General features: G+C 62.5%; 17 protein-coding genes and 1 riboswitch. Of the genes, 4 read left to right on the top strand and 13 right to left on the bottom strand.

Annotation, left to right across the window (positions count from 1 at the left end; genetic code table 11):
- Nucleotides 1-2 precede the first annotated feature (2 nt).
- Both R3C98_RS02505 and R3C98_RS02500 read left to right on the top strand, forming a co-directional pair.
- The gene (locus R3C98_RS02505) at nucleotides 3-332 is read left to right on the top strand and encodes a YkgJ family cysteine cluster protein (protein WP_371312541.1); all 330 of its coding nucleotides are present in this window, start codon (nucleotides 3-5) and stop codon (nucleotides 330-332) included.
- A 58-nt stretch (nucleotides 333-390) separates the two neighbouring features.
- Nucleotides 391-1,011: a hypothetical protein gene (locus R3C98_RS02500; protein WP_371312540.1), complete on the top strand. Its 621-nt coding sequence runs from the start codon at nucleotides 391-393 to the stop codon at nucleotides 1,009-1,011.
- A 10-nt stretch (nucleotides 1,012-1,021) separates the two neighbouring features.
- Here the strand turns inward: R3C98_RS02500 and R3C98_RS02495 are convergent, their stop codons facing one another.
- From R3C98_RS02495 to R3C98_RS02465, 7 genes are all read right to left on the bottom strand, one after another.
- Nucleotides 1,022-1,489: a phage tail protein gene (locus R3C98_RS02495; protein ID WP_371312539.1), complete on the bottom strand. Its 468-nt coding sequence runs from the start codon at nucleotides 1,487-1,489 to the stop codon at nucleotides 1,022-1,024.
- 75 nt (nucleotides 1,490-1,564) lie between these two features.
- The gene (locus tag R3C98_RS02490; RefSeq protein ID WP_371312538.1) at nucleotides 1,565-1,786 is read right to left on the bottom strand and encodes a SlyX family protein; all 222 of its coding nucleotides are present in this window, start codon (nucleotides 1,784-1,786) and stop codon (nucleotides 1,565-1,567) included.
- Between the two features lie 213 nt (nucleotides 1,787-1,999).
- Entirely contained in the window at nucleotides 2,000-3,442 is a 1,443-nt protein-coding gene (locus R3C98_RS02485) for a cell envelope integrity protein TolA (RefSeq protein WP_371312537.1), read from the bottom strand.
- A gap of 81 nt (nucleotides 3,443-3,523) precedes the next feature.
- The gene (gene thiC, locus R3C98_RS02480; protein WP_371312536.1) at nucleotides 3,524-5,419 is read right to left on the bottom strand and encodes a phosphomethylpyrimidine synthase ThiC; all 1,896 of its coding nucleotides are present in this window, start codon (nucleotides 5,417-5,419) and stop codon (nucleotides 3,524-3,526) included.
- Nucleotides 5,416-5,835 (bottom strand): DUF1801 domain-containing protein, encoded by a 420-nt coding sequence (locus R3C98_RS02475; protein ID WP_371312535.1) that lies wholly within the window; start codon nucleotides 5,833-5,835, stop codon nucleotides 5,416-5,418. The genes thiC and R3C98_RS02475 overlap by 4 nt, the downstream gene beginning before the upstream one ends.
- Nucleotides 5,832-6,560: a hypothetical protein gene (locus R3C98_RS02470; protein ID WP_371312534.1), complete on the bottom strand. Its 729-nt coding sequence runs from the start codon at nucleotides 6,558-6,560 to the stop codon at nucleotides 5,832-5,834. The genes R3C98_RS02475 and R3C98_RS02470 overlap by 4 nt, the downstream gene beginning before the upstream one ends.
- A riboswitch (TPP riboswitch) is annotated at nucleotides 6,557-6,684 on the bottom strand. (Overlaps the previous gene by 4 nt.)
- Entirely contained in the window at nucleotides 6,684-7,523 is an 840-nt protein-coding gene (locus R3C98_RS02465) for a sterol desaturase family protein (RefSeq protein WP_371312533.1), read from the bottom strand. (Overlaps the previous riboswitch by 1 nt.)
- Before the next feature lie 209 nt (nucleotides 7,524-7,732).
- Here R3C98_RS02465 and R3C98_RS02460 point away from each other — a divergent pair, with 209 nt between their 5' ends.
- A complete protein-coding gene (locus tag R3C98_RS02460; RefSeq protein ID WP_371312532.1) occupies nucleotides 7,733-8,539 on the top strand; it encodes a hypothetical protein in 807 nt (268 codons plus the stop codon).
- A 4-nt stretch (nucleotides 8,540-8,543) separates the two neighbouring features.
- Here R3C98_RS02460 and R3C98_RS02455 read toward each other — a convergent pair whose 3' ends face one another.
- The 5 genes from R3C98_RS02455 to R3C98_RS02435 form a co-directional block, all read right to left on the bottom strand.
- Entirely contained in the window at nucleotides 8,544-8,912 is a 369-nt protein-coding gene (locus R3C98_RS02455) for an MmcQ/YjbR family DNA-binding protein (RefSeq protein ID WP_371312531.1), read from the bottom strand.
- A gap of 10 nt (nucleotides 8,913-8,922) precedes the next feature.
- Nucleotides 8,923-9,321 (bottom strand): hypothetical protein, encoded by a 399-nt coding sequence (locus R3C98_RS02450; protein WP_371312530.1) that lies wholly within the window; start codon nucleotides 9,319-9,321, stop codon nucleotides 8,923-8,925.
- 88 nt (nucleotides 9,322-9,409) lie between these two features.
- On the bottom strand, nucleotides 9,410-9,892 hold the full coding sequence (locus R3C98_RS02445) for an N-acetyltransferase family protein (RefSeq protein WP_371312529.1): 483 nt from the start codon (nucleotides 9,890-9,892) through the stop codon (nucleotides 9,410-9,412).
- Nucleotides 9,893-9,896: 4 nt separating this feature from the next.
- A complete protein-coding gene (locus tag R3C98_RS02440) occupies nucleotides 9,897-10,250 on the bottom strand; it encodes an ArsC/Spx/MgsR family protein (RefSeq protein WP_371312527.1) in 354 nt (117 codons plus the stop codon).
- A 103-nt stretch (nucleotides 10,251-10,353) separates the two neighbouring features.
- Nucleotides 10,354-11,112, bottom strand: coding sequence for a phosphodiester glycosidase family protein (locus tag R3C98_RS02435; protein WP_371312526.1), 759 nt, complete (start codon nucleotides 11,110-11,112; stop codon nucleotides 10,354-10,356).
- Between the two features lie 352 nt (nucleotides 11,113-11,464).
- Here R3C98_RS02435 and R3C98_RS02430 point away from each other — a divergent pair, with 352 nt between their 5' ends.
- A complete protein-coding gene (locus R3C98_RS02430; RefSeq protein WP_371312525.1) occupies nucleotides 11,465-11,890 on the top strand; it encodes a PadR family transcriptional regulator in 426 nt (141 codons plus the stop codon).
- A 42-nt stretch (nucleotides 11,891-11,932) separates the two neighbouring features.
- On the opposite strand, the gene R3C98_RS02425 is transcribed toward R3C98_RS02430, so the two are convergent.
- Nucleotides 11,933-14,239, bottom strand: a complete 2,307-nt coding sequence (locus tag R3C98_RS02425) for a spermidine synthase (RefSeq protein ID WP_371312524.1) — start codon at nucleotides 14,237-14,239, stop codon at nucleotides 11,933-11,935.
- Between the last annotated feature and the right edge of the window lie 7 nt (nucleotides 14,240-14,246).

Genomic DNA, 14,246 nt, shown 5'->3' with positions numbered 1-14,246 from the left:
ACATGTCCGATCCGTCGTTTGACTGTGTGTCCTGCGGCGCCTGCTGTTTCAGCCGAAACCTGCGCTATCTCCAGCTTCTGCCCTGGGACGCCTCCCGAAGCCTGCCGCCTGAAAGCCTCTTCACTGAGGGTGGCAACACATATGTGGACTTCTCTTGCGGTCACTGCGTGCACCTTGACCTGTCGAACGGCAAGGCGGCCTGCCAGGTCTATGAAAACCGTCCCGAAGCCTGCCGGGCATTCCGGGCTGGCAGCTTCGAATGCGTGAAGGCAAGGCGGACCAATGGCATCATGGGGGAGAAGGCCGCCAGCGTGCTCAACGCGCCTGCTTGACGCGGCTGGCTGTGGCTCGCATTGAAACGTCTGGATCTTATTGCTCCGGGGACATTTCATGACGCGTGCTTTTCTTTGCGCCTGCCTGCTGGCAGGCCTGTTTTCAGGATCGGCCACGGCCCAGGAAGATTACACTTCGCCGCTGGCCGGTATCAAATCGGTCGATGACCTGGTGAATGGCGCAGGCGCCGCTGAGACCACATCTGAGGATGATGACGCATTCGACGGTCTCTGGTTCGATGATGCCTGGTTTGACAGCGCGCAGCAGCGTGCCGCCGCACTGGTGGAGGAAGCGGGTTGGGTCTGCGACGCCTGGCCAATGGAAGGCGGGGATCCGACGCGCACGCACATGTTCGCCGCCTTCATGGAGGATGGCGACCTGTTCATTCGCGAAGAAAATTTTGCCACGGTGAATGGGCAGAGCCTCCGCGTGACCATTGAGTACACCGCCGACGCGGTGACCGATGAGACGGACACGGAGGTTACCGTCGGCACCAAGTCCAGCAAGGTCACGGGCGTGACCGGCCTGCCGGAGGGGGTGTCGCTGAATGACCCGGGCCCGGTGGAGCTGAAGTTCCAGGTTGTGCCCGCCGACAACCCGATGGACGGCTACGTCATCCAGGGCTTCTCTCAATCTGGTGGGGAAACCTCCATGCTTACCTGCGTCCCGGGGGAGTAGGGGGGCGGCCCTAGTTGCGTGACGGATAAATGCCCTGTGCGACGATGCATTGTTTCAGCGTCAGATAGGGCTGCATATTGTTGCCGACCGAAGAGTCGCCCAGCAGGTCGCCGTCGCCCGTATCGGCGAGGGCGGGGGCCGCGATGTCATTCTCGATGCCGCCTTTCTCGCCCAGCCGGCGCTCTGTCAGGCCCGGGCCTTGCCCCGCGCCGATGACGGTGCGCCCGCGAAGGTCGGGCAGGGCAAACGTCGTGCGCCCGTCGCCGCCATACATGGTGCCGAGGAGCGAGAACAGCGCCTGGTTCTGATTGATCGGCAACAGACGGCCGTCTGCTTCAAGCGTGCCGCGCGGACAGAAATTGAAGCCCACCGTGATGATCTCGCCGAGATACTCTTCCGGCCCTGCCAGCGCACTCGGCGCCGCCATCGCCATCACCGCGCCCGTCAATGCCGCCGCCATGCCAAGTTTCCGGATCATGCTGCTTCCTCCCTTTGTGGAGAGGCAAGTTTAGAACGGATTGCGAGGGCGGCAAGCCGACCCGGTAATGCCGCTCTAATAATGCGGCGGGGGGCGATCCACGGGCGCGGCCTGGCCGGCGGACTGTTCGGCGTCGGCGACGCGCTCCGCAAGGTGCTGGACCTGACGCTCCAGCCGGTCGATCAGCTTCCATTGCGCCGTGATGGCCTCGTTCAGCTCGTCAATCGTCTGGTCCTGATGGACCACACGCATTTCAAGCTCGTCGAGGCGGGATGAGGTGTTGAATGTGTCTGACATGGGGTTCCCGTATATGTTCGCGTGCACCCGTCTCCTCAGGTCCAGCCGTGGGGTGGGTTGAGGTAATGCCGATACCCACCATGCGGCTTCGACCGCAAGTCCCAATGGTGGGCATCGCTGAGCGTAGGCCCGCCCAACGCTTGCAGCAGAATTTGGGGCCGCGCGTCGAGCAGAATTGGGCACCATTGTACGCGTGCGGGTGGGCGCAGCGGCCTAGTCGTAGAAGCACTTCTCCGTGCCGTCGCCCTGGTCGTAGCAATCGCGGCGGTTTGAAGACGGAGCGCTTGGTATCTGGTTCTGCGACTGATTGATCATGTTGTTATAGGCTGCATCGGCAGCGGACTGCCGGGCGCGTTCCTGCTCGGCCTGTTTTGCGCGATCCTGATCGATATAGACCTGCTGCCTTGCCTTGGCGGCCTGGTAATCCTTTTCCCAGCCCTTCTTGGCGGCTGCGTCGGCCTTGCGGCGCCAGATCTCTTCCTGCGCCGCGCGTCTCACCTCTTTGGCGGCCGCAGCTCCCGCGACTTCGTTTTCCTGCGCCCAGTTAAATGCGATTTCGGGGACGAACCCGCAGCCTGCCGTGTTGTGGTACTTGAGCTGGTTTTCAGCCCAATATCTGAAGGGCTTGTGTTCGTCCGGCGCGTTCCAGTGGTCTATCCCCGGCATCACAGCGGCGGCGTTGCAGAAATCAGCCGCAAATTCACCGCGGACAAGGCCCAGATTTTCAAAGTCGAGATCGGCGCTGCGTTCGCCGAAACAGTCGCCGAACGCCTTGGTGATCATGATGACGGCGTCGCGCGATGGATACATGTCGACACGTTCCCACGGGACTTTCTTGTATTTCTTGAGCGCCTTGTAGACCTTGGCGTCAGATTTGACGCCATATCTGTTTGGCTGGCCGCTTTTTATTTTCCCTTTGACCGTCCAGTTCGTCCACACCTCGCGGGCTTCGGTCTCGCCAACCTGCTCAACCATCTCGGGGATCGCGTCGCGGCCATGCAGCGCCCACCAGGCGATGACGGCGTACTTTTCGTCAATGCGGACGAAGGCGTGCCGGTCTTCAAGCTCTTCGGGCGACAGGCTGCAGGCAGAGACGGGGGCAGGGGGCGCCATGGATTGCTGTGCAGCAGGTTGCGGGGCAGGCGGTGCGGCCGCCATGATTTGCGGCGCCGGGACAGGTGCTGGGGCGGGCGCCGGGGCGGGCTTCGCCGCCGCGGCGGCCTCGCGCTCGGCCAGCGTCGGCCCGGCCGTGCAGCTGAGGCGATTTTCCGCCCATTTCAGCATGACGGGCGGCGGGGCGCCGAAACCGGCATAGACCGGCTGCTTGTCGGAGTAGCCCTTCTCCAGCTTGAAGCTGTCTGTGTAAAACTGCTTGTAGGCGGCCATTTCAGGATAGTCGTCATCGCCCGTGGCGCAGAGGCCTTTGCGGCATTCGCTGAGCGAGGTGTAGATCTTGCCGAGATGGTCGACTGCGCTGGCCCCGGTGTCCTGCCAGTAGAGGATGGCGCGGGCCCGCGTGTCGTTGGAGCTGGAATAATCCTTCTCGAACGCGGCATACAGCGCATCACCTGAAAGGCAGGTCTCTGCGGTGGAAGACAGGGCAAAGCTGCCCGCGGCGATGGCCGCGCAGGCGGCGAGTTTTCTGAAAAGTCCCATGACGGCCTGCCTAACGTGGATCGCGCTGAACGCAAACGGTTTCAGGCGGGAATTGTGGTGGGCAACGGCGCGAGGATGGCGCTAATCGATTGGCTCCCGCTTTTCGCCGGACTCGGAGAGATAAATCTTCCCGCCCTTCGCCATAAACTCGCGGCTCTTCTCCTCCATCCCCTTGCGTGCTTCTGCTGCCTGCTTTTCCAGGTCGTTCCGTTCGTTTTCGCTCATGCCGGCCGCGTATTCCCGCACTTCGGCGGTGATCTTCATGCTGCAGAATTTGGGGCCGCACATGGAGCAGAAGTGGGCGACCTTGTGGGCTTCCTTGGGAAGGGTCTGGTCGTGGAAGTCGCGGGCGGTTTCGGGGTCGAGCGACAGGTTGAACTGGTCTTCCCACCTAAACTCAAAACGCGCGCGTGACAGGGCATCGTCGCGCACCTGCGCGGCGGGGTGGCCCTTGGCGAGGTCTGCCGCGTGGGCGGCGAGGCGATAGGTGACAACGCCGACCTTCACATCGTCGCGGTCCGGCAGGCCGAGGTGCTCCTTGGGCGTCACATAGCAAAGCATCGCCGTGCCGTACCAGCCGATCATCGCCGCACCGATGCCGGAGGTGATGTGGTCGTATCCCGGCGCAATATCCGTGGTGAGCGGCCCCAGCGTATAGAAGGGGGCCTCGCCGCATTCGCGCAGCTGCTTCTCCATGTTCACCTTGATCTTGTGCATCGGCACATGGCCGGGCCCTTCGATCATGACCTGGCAGCCTTTCTCCCAGGCGATCTTCGTCAGTTCCCCGAGCGTTTCTAGCTCCGCGAACTGGGCCGCATCGTTTGCGTCCGCAATCGCGCCGGGGCGGAGGCCATCGCCGAGGCTGAACGAGACGTCATAGGCCCGCATGATGTCGCAGATTTCCTCGAAATGCGTGTAGAGGAAGCTCTCCGTGTGGTGAGCCAGCATCCATTTCGCCATGATCGAGCCGCCGCGGCTGACGATGCCGCAGACGCGGTCTGCCGTCAGGTGGATATAGGCGAGGCGCACGCCGGCATGGATGGTGAAATAGTCGACGCCCTGTTCAGCCTGTTCGATCAGCGTGTCGCGGAAGACTTCCCAGGTGAGATCCTCGGCGATGCCGTTCACTTTCTCCAGCGCCTGATAGATCGGCACCGTGCCGATCGGCACCGGCGAATTGCGGATGATCCATTCACGCGTGTTGTGGATGTTGCGGCCCGTCGAGAGGTCCATGACGTTGTCGGCGCCCCAGCGGATCGCCCACACCATCTTGTCGACTTCTTCCTCGACCGAGGAGGCGACGGCGGAGTTGCCGATATTCGCATTGATCTTCACAAGGAAGTTCCGGCCGATGATCTGCGGCTCAAGTTCCGCATGGTTGATGTTGGACGGGATGATGGCGCGCCCGGCGGCGATCTCGTCCCGCACGAATTCCGGCGTGATATATTCCGGGATATGCGCGCCGAAGCTTTCGCCCTGCGCGATCTGTGCGGCGGCGCCCTCGACGGCCTCGCGGCGGCCAAGGTTCTCGCGTGTGGCGACATAGATCATCTCTTTGGTGACGATGCCGGCCTTCGCGTATTCATACTGGGTGACAGGGCCCGAGCCCGTGCCGCGCAGGGGGCGGTGCTTCACCGGGAACTCGCGGGCAAGATGCTTGCCGCTGGCGCCGCCATTGTCTTCCGGCTTCACGTCGCGGCCGTCATATTCCTCGACATGGCCACGCTCCAGCACCCAGTCGCGGCGCGTGCGGGCAAGGCCAGCCTCGACGTTGATGGTGACCGACGGGTCCGTATACGGACCGGATGTATCATAGACCGGCACCGGCGGCTCATTGGCGCTCGGGTGCAGGTCGATCTCGCGGTGCGGCACGGCGAGATCGGGCAGGGGATGGGTGTAGACCTTGCGGCTCGCAGGCAGCGGCCCGGTGGTGACCTGCGGGGTGGCGAATTCGGACTGGCTGGAAGGCTTGTTCATCGTGCAGGCTTTCTCTGGTGATAGGTCAGCGCCATGGCGAGGCAGTGGCGGATCGGGTCTTTGGGTAGCGGCGCGCCGAGCGGCAGGCGGATCTCGCGATTGCCGACAAGGTCCAGCGTGCCGCCATAAAGCTCACGCCATTCGTCCAGCAGCGTGGTCTGGCAATTGACGAAAATGCCAGCAGTTTCCGGGCGTTTGGGCGACCAGGCGAGGCGGATGGTTGTCCCACTTTTCGGGGCGCTGGTCAGGTAGGCGGGCTCACCCCATTTGAGGGTTTCGGCGATGCGGCCAGCCTCCGGCAGGCAGGCGGCGGTCTCATAAATCATGTCCCGGATGGTAAGCAGCAGCTTGCGAGCCGGGGCAGGATAGGTGGCAAACACCTTTCCGACATCCGCGGGGAGCGTGGCCGTCTTCATGAGACGAGCCTTCCGGCCTGTTCCGGCGTCAGTTCGATCCACAGCGTGTCGGCCTGTGCCAGCAATGTGCCGTCGGCGGCATGCAGGGAGGTTCCGGCAAAATGCTTCCGCCCCTTGGTCCATTCGTGCCAGGCATGGACGATGACGGGCTGGCCGACCGGGACGGGTTTGTGCTGGGCAGCGCTCATCTCGCCCAACAGATAGGTCGTCTCGATCTCAGGCAGGGCAAAGCCGCCGGGGCAATCCAGCGCTGCCCAGACATATTCCGGACGGACATGTTCGGTTCCGTCATCGAAATTGACGTGCGGTGTCCAGACCGTGGCAGCTTCCAGCTTGTCGCCAAGCCGTCCGCAATGAATGTGCAGGCCGTCGCCTTCCTTCCGGTTCCGGCCACAGACGAAGCAGGTTGAGGCACCGCCTGCGCCGAAATAGGTTGGAGTCTCGGCAGCTTTCAGCGCTGCTTCCAGGGAGGGCGGAGCAGGCGGGGTGAGCGTCACGCCACCGGGCCGCGCGGTCAGGATGGGCGTCTCGCCCGAGGCCGCGACCAGCTTGTCCTTCTGCCGGGTAACGGCCAGCGGCGTGTCCAGCGGGATCGGCGCCGAGATGCGCACCGTGTGCGGCGTCTCGAACAGGCGCGACAGCACGCCAGCGGCATAGCCGCCATTGCCCGAAGAGGGCGGGCCGTTAAAGGCTGAAGCAATGGTGATATCGCCGACCGGCTGCATGGTTTCCGCTCCGTCCCTCGCGCCGGCCACACCGCTTGGCCAGCGGCATTCCCCGGATCAGGTTCAAAGGGTAAAATCTCAGCCCGTCCGGCTCATTCCGGTGCGGACACCCCTCGGATGTCGCTACATTAGCGTGCTGCGGGTCGGTTGCAAGGCGGCTTGCTCGCTGGCGCTGGCGGAAGATGTGTTTTCGCCGGCTTCGCGGCGGCGGAACGGGTGGAAGAACTGGTCGACATAGCCAGCAGGGATGTGCTCATCGACGCCATAGACTTCGGGGGCTTCGCGTTCTTTCATGATGGCTGTGCCGAAGAGGACATCGATCAGCGGCAGCTGGCCGGCGAAGTTCCTGTCATAGGCTTCGGGCTGGTTGGCGTGATGCCAGTGATGGAAGACCGGCGTCGCGAGGATCCAGCGCAACGGGCCCCAGCTCACCCGGATGTTCGAATGCTTCAGCAATGAATGCCAGCCGAACTGGAACGAGTAGAGTAAGACGGCCTCGTCTGAAAATCCGAGCGCCATCGGCAAAAGCAATGTGGAGGCACCGGTCAGTATCTGGTCCACCGCGTGGATCCTGTGGGCGGCCAGCCAGTCCATGTCTTCGATGCTGTGGTGAATGGCGTGAAAGCGCCAGAGTAGAGGCAGCTGATGCTCGGCCCGGTGCATCGCGTAGTACCAAAGGTCCGCGACAATGAAGACGAGAACGAACTGCAGCCAGAGCGGGAGCCCCGCGAGCGCGGTTTGCAGTCCTTCCGGCACCAGCGGCACCAGAATCATGAGTCCGCCCGTGATGAACAGCGCGCCGCCGAATGAAATGAGGACCACGTTCACCAGAAGATAGACCGTATCTGTCTTCCAGAGAGGCCGGAACAGGCCCTGACCCTTGCGCCGTGGCAGCAGGAGCTCCAGCGGGGCAAAGATCATGAAGGCCATCAGGCTGGTGCGAAGAAACTCCAAATAGTCCATCGGTTGCGAGCCTTTCAGGAGGAGCGCCTCGGCGTGGCACCCCGGATCTACACCGGGGGGACTATGGCTGTTCTGTATGAATTGTTTCTCAACCGGGGATGTTTCCGCGCGCTCTGATTAACAGACAAGGCAGTTGCATTAACCTTCTGTCGACACGATTGGTCCAAGTCTGGTGGCAGACTCTGAACACACGGACGGGAGACCCGCCCATGGCCTTCGATGCTGCACTCGCCGCCGCCCCAAAGACCGAGACGAAGCCGACCAAATGGCAGCGTTTCAAGGTCGACCTCTGGCTGACGGACCTGAATCTGACCGAAATCGGGATCATGAAGCATACTCAGCATGAGGCTGAGTCCGATCAGTTCACCAAGGATATGGAGATCATCGGACAGATCCGGGAAAGCGGGAAACGGTCCGGCATCGTCGCCTACCGCAAGGAATTGTGGAAACAGGGCAAGGACCTGAAACGCCGCCTGGTGATCAAGCTGTTCTCCGAGAACATGCATTGGCGCGGTACGATGGAACTGATGATGGGGCGATCACTGCAGCTTTCCATCGGCGCGCGCGGCGTGCCGGTCAGCGCGTTCGCACTGAACCTGTCGCGAACGAAACAGCTGATCCAGCTGGAGCGGTCGGCGCAGAAGTGGCCGCTGTTTCCGGAGAAGTTTTCCTTCTTCATCGAAACCTCGCGCGGCCCGCGCTTCTATCGCCTGCGCCGCAATGTCATCGGCATCGGAGCGGACTATACGCTCTATGACGACAAGAACCGCAAGATCGGGTCGCTGGATCACCGGATCATCAATCTCGGCGGCAGCTGGCAGGTGAAGCTCGACGCTTCCCACTCCTACGCGGCGCTGGAATCTGTGCTGCAGATGTTCTGCGCCATGCTGCGCTTCAACGGTGCGGTGCGCCGGCACGTCTTGCATGAGGTGGAAATGGTCAATCGCGGCCGGGCTGTGCGCGAGCTCGACCATCAGGAGGCGGATCTTTACCTCAATCCGCGCCGCCGCCGCTGAAGGTCTATTTGCCATCCTCCAGGAAGCCAAGCTCCCGTTGGAGCTTTTTGGTGAGGCCTGCGGCCACGAGGCGGTAGGAGCCTTCGAGATAGGCTTTCAAATCATCGTCAGAGAGGGTTTCCGGCGTATAACGCTGGATCCATTTCATGCCGCGTGAGGCCAGGTGCGGTGCGCCGCGGCATCCAGGTTGTTCCTTCAGAATGTCGAAGCTCATGTCCGACACCTTGAACGAACAGACCATGTCGCCGTCTTCTTCCCGCCCGATGGCAAAGACCTTGCCGCCGATCTTCCACACGGTTGCCTCGCCCCACTGAACGACACTGGTCGTGTGCGGAAGACCGCCGCAGAATCTGTTGTAGGTCTTCAGTTTCATCGCAAGCGGATCAGAGTCCCTTGGCCTTGTCGCACATGTTGGATACGAGGGCTTCGGCAAACGTCATCGGCTGGTCCTTGCCACCGAACTTGACGCCCGACAGGGACAGCTCGTCCCGCGTCTGGTTGTACATGACTTCCAGTGTGGCCGAGGTGCTTACACCGACATACAGGATTTCGCCCTCCGCCGTCACGCGCACCGTGTCCGGATCATCGGTACGATAAGCGGACCATAGCGTCTTGGCATCGAAATCATTGATGAAGTAGCCATTGACGATCTTGCCCAGTGACTGGCCCGGGCATTCGGGCAAATAGGCATCCTTGGCATCGTCGATCACCGAATGCCCGCCGCAGGCGGTGAGCGTACCGGCAAGAAGGCCAATTGCGGCGAGTGCGTGTCGTTTCATCATTTTCCCCCCGGAACTGATCTGTGGAATGACGAGGAGTATAGGACCGGAACAATCCGTTTGGCCAGATAGAAGCCGGTTCAACCGGGTGTTACAGCGCTTTCTCCAGAAACAGGGCGTGGCCCTTCTCCGGATCCAGCTCGTAGGCGCGGTATCCGGCGGCTTCGTAGACGCCGCGGGCGCGCGTATTGCCGGAGAGCACTTCGAGCGTCAGCTTGCAGCAGCCGCGCTTGCGGGCTTCGGCCTCCGCCGCGTCCAGCAGCAGGCGTCCGATGCCTTTGCCGCGGTGCCCCGCATCGACAGCGATGTCGTGCACGTTCAGCAGCGGCTTGCAGGCAAAGGTCGAGAAACCTTCAAAGGCGTTCAGCAAGCCGGCCGGCACGCCGTCATCGAAGGCCAGGAACGTCACCGCGTAAGGCCGCGCCGCCAGTTCTGCTGCGAGGTGTTCGCGCGTATCGGGGCGCAGCGGTTTGCCGCCGCCCATCGGATCCAGCGCATACTGGTCGAGCATGTCGACCAGCGCACGCGCGTCTGCGGGATCGGTAAAATCAGCCTGCCGGATCGTGATGCTCATGCGGTCAGCCGAGCAGGGTGGCCTGCACGTCCTTGCCCCAGCCGACATGCACGGCGCCGCCATTCTCGATGACCGGGCGCTTGATCAAGGTCGGATGCTTGGAGAGCAGGGCTTTCTCGCCATTCGTGCCCGCTTTTGCCTTTTCGGCATTTGTCAGCGCGCGCCAGGTGGCGGAGCTCTTGTTCACCAGCTTGTCTGGCGCAGCCTTCAGCCAGAGCGGCAGCTTTGCGGGCAGGTCTGCCTCGTCGCGGATGTCGACAAATTTCACCTTGCCGCCGGCAGCTTCAAGTTCGCGTTTCGCTTTGCGGCAAGTGTCGCAGTTCTTGAGTCCATAGAGGACGACCGCCGGTCCGGGCATGTTCTGTCTCCGGTTAGAAGGAGGCGAGTCCCTATCCCCAAAGGCGAGTGGGCACAACCGGGCAAACACGCTGCGGCGCAGCACTGGGCCGGGTTTTTCCGGATCAGCGCGTGTTGCGAGCAGGACTGCGCACAATCGCGACGATCGGGCCCATATCGGTGCCGCTATCATCCCTTCCGATCGAGGGCGCATAGAGGCGCGAAACCACACCGTCGAGATAGAGCGCGTCAGGCGTCTGCAGCTCGTCGCGGAAGAGGCGGGCGAATGTGTCGAAGTTCACCGGCGCGTCGCTGATCGCGAACCAGAGCGTGTTGCCATCCGCGCTGAGGCCAACCCCGTTGCGGCGCTTGCGGCTGGTGCCGTCCGGATTGAATGCCGGGTGTAGCGCGCCGTCGATCACCAGCATCGGACCGGACTGGGTCGCAAAGCGGGCATCAGGCGTCAGGGCCTCATAGGCGAGCGTCTCGGTCACATGTGCCGCGCCATTGGCATCTACCCAGAACACGCCGTTCGGCAGCATGCCGAAATTGCCGGGTCCGGCATTGGTGACGAGCCGGGCGCTTTGCGCGCCGTCCTCGATATAGAGGCCGACCGGGCGGCGGTCCTCATGGTACATGCCGGCATTCATGGCGAAGACGAGGTCTTTGCCATTGGCCGCGACGGTGTTTGCCAGCCGGTCGAACTCCGCGAACGGCGCGCCATCCATATGGGTGTGGAACAGGGCGAGGCCCGGATCGTCCGCCGCAAAATGGCAGACCGTGAAAGGCTGATCCCCGAACCTTATCGCCTCGCAGGCCTGTTCCGTCTCCTCCCGGCAGGCCGGAAGCAGGAGCAGCAGGAAGAGGATCGGCCAAGCACGCATGGATGCAACTTATCGACCGATCGGGCCGTCATCCAGAGGTCGTTGTCCGGGTGCACAAAAATTTCGATATATCTAAACATTGCATTTCCGATATATCTAAACTATATGCCAATCAGATATATCGAAAGGACATCAAATGAGATATCGAAACAGGCATTCAAATCGCGGGGCCGGCGTGCACATCTTTGTCGATCAAGGCGAAGACTGCGCTGGTGGCTGCAATGAGCGGAAGGGATGGGGCATGCGCCAGGGACGAGGTGGACGCGGACGAGGGCAGGGGAGAGGTCCAGGCAGGGGCAGGGGTGGACGCGGCCGCCGCCGCCCGCTGGACCATGGCGATTTGCGCCTCCTGATGCTGAAGCTGATCTCGGAGGAACCGCGCCACGGCTATGAGATCATCCGCGAGATCGAGGCCCGGACTGGCGGCGCCTATGTGCCAAGCCCCGGCGTGATCTATCCGGCGCTGGAAGCGTTGCTGGATCTTGGGTGGGTTCAGGCCGAAGCCGATGGGGCGCGGCGGTCATTCAGGCTGACCGAAGAAGGCGAAGCCGAACTGGACGCCGACGCGGCAACGCTGGCGCGGATCGAGCTGAGACTTGCCGACCTGCTGGACAGTGACCGGCCCGAAGACCCGCTCGATGTACGCGGAGCCATGTGGCGCCTGCGCCATGCGGTACGTGAAGCCGTTCGGGCTCAGCCGGAAGACCCTGATCGCCGCAAGGTGGTCGCGGACATCCTGACCGAAGCGCAGGAACGCATTTCGAAACTGGGCAACTAGGAACGTTGCCGGCGGGATAGCCGGGAGACCGCCCGGTTTCCCCTAATGGCTGCCCTGTTCGCTGTCCGGGTCGCGGCGTGCATTCACCGTTGCTGATCGCGGTATCGGATAGCGTCCGAAATGGGTCTCGTAGAGCGTGCCGACGATGTTCGAATAATCGTCGGTCCATGGACGTTTCCCATCGGCCTCGAGCGTCGTCCATCGCGGGTCGGTTCGGAAACGATCCAGCGCTTCCGGCGTGCGGGCCAGCATGATGACGAAGCTGGATGTCGCCCCGTCCTCGGACGGATCGTCCGGATTGTGCACGAAGAACTGCTGAAGCATCGCCGCGCCTTCGGCGGCGCCGGTGCGGGCGACGACCGGGGCGAGGTTCATGTGACGGTTCGAGATATGAAAGAGGATGATGCCATCTTCCGACAGGCGGGACAGGTAGAGCGCCATTGCCTCCCGGGTCAGGAGGTGCGCCGGAATTGCATCGGATGAGAAAGCGTCCAGCAGCAACAGGTCAAACTCGCCAGCCGGATCGTCGCCGAGCGTGATGCGTGCATCGCCCAGAACGATCCGCTCTTCCGGTGCGCAATCCGAGAGGAACGTGAAGAGGGACGGATCCTGCGCCATGTGGACGACGACCGGGTCGATCTCGAAGAAGGTGTAGGTCTGGCCGGGCTGGCGGTAGCAGGCAACGGATCCGACGCCGAGACCGACGACGCCAACATTGTCCAGCTCCGGCGCCATTTCGGCGAAGACCTGTCCGATGGGCGCCTTCACATGATAATAGGTCAGAGGTTCCGGACGACCGGTCCCGTTGAGTCGCTGGCTGCCGTGATTGGTCGTGCCATGCGCCATGACGCGGATATTGCTGTCATGGATTTCGATTGCCCGTACAAGTCCGAAGAAGCCGCGTTCACTGGCCACGACCTGATCGCCAGGTGCAGCTCCGCCGAGCAGGAAGGCCGCGGCTGTTGCCCCCGCTGGGACCAGGCGCCGTATACGGAAGAAGGCTGCAGCCGCTATGCAGAGCGTGGCGCCGAAGAACATCACGGTCCGTGGCAGCGCACCACCTGAAGCAGGGAGCACCACGGCAAGAATGGCAATGCCGGCAACTGCGGCAAGCAGCATGCGATTGCGTTGCCAGGCTTTCCCCCAGGAATCCGCTGAAGGCAGCAGCAACAGTGCGGCGCAGAGCAGGACCGGATATTCATAGACCCCGTTGAAGATGACTGGCGCGATGAGGCTGGAGAAAGCTGCGCCGATCACGCCGCCCAGCGACATGAGCAGGTAGAATTCCGTCAGGCGGCTTGCATTCGGCCGGCGGGCAGCAAGCTCCCCGTGCAGCGAAAGGGCAACGAGGAACAGGGCGATGATGTGCGTCGCAAGTCTGGCCAGAAGGCCAAGCTGAATAATGCCGTTTCCGATGATCAGCAAAGCCGCCAGGGCAACGGCATATGGTGTGTAGGTCAGCGCTGTCGGGTGCGAAATGACAGGTCGGACGGAAAAGACGATGATGAACGTGCCGATATAGGCCATCAGCGGCGGTGCCCACAGGAAGGGCGCCGAGGCGACGTCGGTGGAGATGTGGGCGGTGACCCCCACAAGAAGGGCAGAGGGGACGGCTGACAGGGCGAGCCAGGTGAGGCGCTCTTTCCATACGCCTGCAGACTGCATGGACAGCTGCGTACCCTCGGCTTCCGCATGCGGGGTCGCGTCTTGCGCGCGATTGGTGGCCGTCAGGAATCCGCAGGCAATCAACAGGAGGGCAAGTGCCAGGTAGCCAAGCGACCAGATCGTCGATTGCGTGCCCAGCTGAGTAAAGGGCTCCATCAGCAGCGGATATGCCGCCAGGCCGATCAGCGATCCGGCATTGGAGGCGGCGTAGAGATGATAGGGATCTGCGGCATCGGGGCGGCCGGACCGCGCGTACCAGCTCTGTATGAGCGGTGCCGTTGCGGAGATGACCGCAAATGGGGGCGCGATCGAGATGGAAAAGGTTCCGATCAGCCACAGGGCCGGGCGCGTCGTGTCCGGTGTGCCGAACAACCCATTGATCGACAGGGGCAGGCAGAAGCTCGCCATCAGTAGAAGCACCGCGTGAAGGCCGACCTGAACTTTCACGCTCGGAATGCGTGCCAGTAAATGCGCATAGGCGTATCCGGCCAGCAGGGCCGCCTGGAAGCAGACCAGTGATACGTTCCAGACTGAAGGCGCCCCGCCAAGAAGCGGCGTCGCCATTTTTGCGAACATCGGCTGGACCAGGAACACGAGACCGGCTGACAGGAAAATCGTCGCTATGAAAGGCATCGCGCCTGCGCGCCGGGCAAGCGAGGCGCCCGTCATCTGTACTGCCTGCATGATTCAA

Source organism: Hyphomonas sp., assembly GCF_041398465.1.
In the GTDB taxonomy this organism is placed as follows: domain Bacteria; phylum Pseudomonadota; class Alphaproteobacteria; order Caulobacterales; family Hyphomonadaceae; genus Hyphomonas.
Note: the sequence above shows the minus strand (reverse complement) of the source record. Positions and strands in the feature narration are given on the sequence as shown.

Excerpts from the sequence above, each read along its gene's own strand:
- R3C98_RS02505 (WP_371312541.1), top strand. The coding sequence starts at position 3 with ATGTCCGATCCGTCGTTTGACTGTGTGTCCTGCGGCGCCTGCTGTTTC.
- R3C98_RS02450 (WP_371312530.1), bottom strand. The coding sequence starts at position 9,321 with ATGATGAAACGACACGCACTCGCCGCAATTGGCCTTCTTGCCGGTACG.
- R3C98_RS02500 (WP_371312540.1), top strand. The coding sequence starts at position 391 with ATGACGCGTGCTTTTCTTTGCGCCTGCCTGCTGGCAGGCCTGTTTTCA.
- R3C98_RS02430 (WP_371312525.1), top strand. The coding sequence starts at position 11,465 with ATGCTGAAGCTGATCTCGGAGGAACCGCGCCACGGCTATGAGATCATC.
- R3C98_RS02440 (WP_371312527.1), bottom strand. The coding sequence starts at position 10,250 with ATGCCCGGACCGGCGGTCGTCCTCTATGGACTCAAGAACTGCGACACT.
- R3C98_RS02490 (WP_371312538.1), bottom strand. The coding sequence starts at position 1,786 with ATGTCAGACACATTCAACACCTCATCCCGCCTCGACGAGCTTGAAATG.
- R3C98_RS02475 (WP_371312535.1), bottom strand. The coding sequence starts at position 5,835 with ATGAAGACGGCCACGCTCCCCGCGGATGTCGGAAAGGTGTTTGCCACC.
- R3C98_RS02435 (WP_371312526.1), bottom strand. The coding sequence starts at position 11,112 with ATGCGTGCTTGGCCGATCCTCTTCCTGCTGCTCCTGCTTCCGGCCTGC.
- R3C98_RS02455 (WP_371312531.1), bottom strand. The coding sequence starts at position 8,912 with ATGAAACTGAAGACCTACAACAGATTCTGCGGCGGTCTTCCGCACACG.
- R3C98_RS02485 (WP_371312537.1), bottom strand. The coding sequence starts at position 3,442 with ATGGGACTTTTCAGAAAACTCGCCGCCTGCGCGGCCATCGCCGCGGGC.
- R3C98_RS02425 (WP_371312524.1), bottom strand. The coding sequence starts at position 14,239 with ATGCAGGCAGTACAGATGACGGGCGCCTCGCTTGCCCGGCGCGCAGGC.
- R3C98_RS02495 (WP_371312539.1), bottom strand. The coding sequence starts at position 1,489 with ATGATCCGGAAACTTGGCATGGCGGCGGCATTGACGGGCGCGGTGATG.
- thiC (WP_371312536.1), bottom strand. The coding sequence starts at position 5,419 with ATGAACAAGCCTTCCAGCCAGTCCGAATTCGCCACCCCGCAGGTCACC.
- R3C98_RS02445 (WP_371312529.1), bottom strand. The coding sequence starts at position 9,892 with ATGAGCATCACGATCCGGCAGGCTGATTTTACCGATCCCGCAGACGCG.
- R3C98_RS02460 (WP_371312532.1), top strand. The coding sequence starts at position 7,733 with ATGGCCTTCGATGCTGCACTCGCCGCCGCCCCAAAGACCGAGACGAAG.
- R3C98_RS02465 (WP_371312533.1), bottom strand. The coding sequence starts at position 7,523 with ATGGACTATTTGGAGTTTCTTCGCACCAGCCTGATGGCCTTCATGATC.
- R3C98_RS02470 (WP_371312534.1), bottom strand. The coding sequence starts at position 6,560 with ATGCAGCCGGTCGGCGATATCACCATTGCTTCAGCCTTTAACGGCCCG.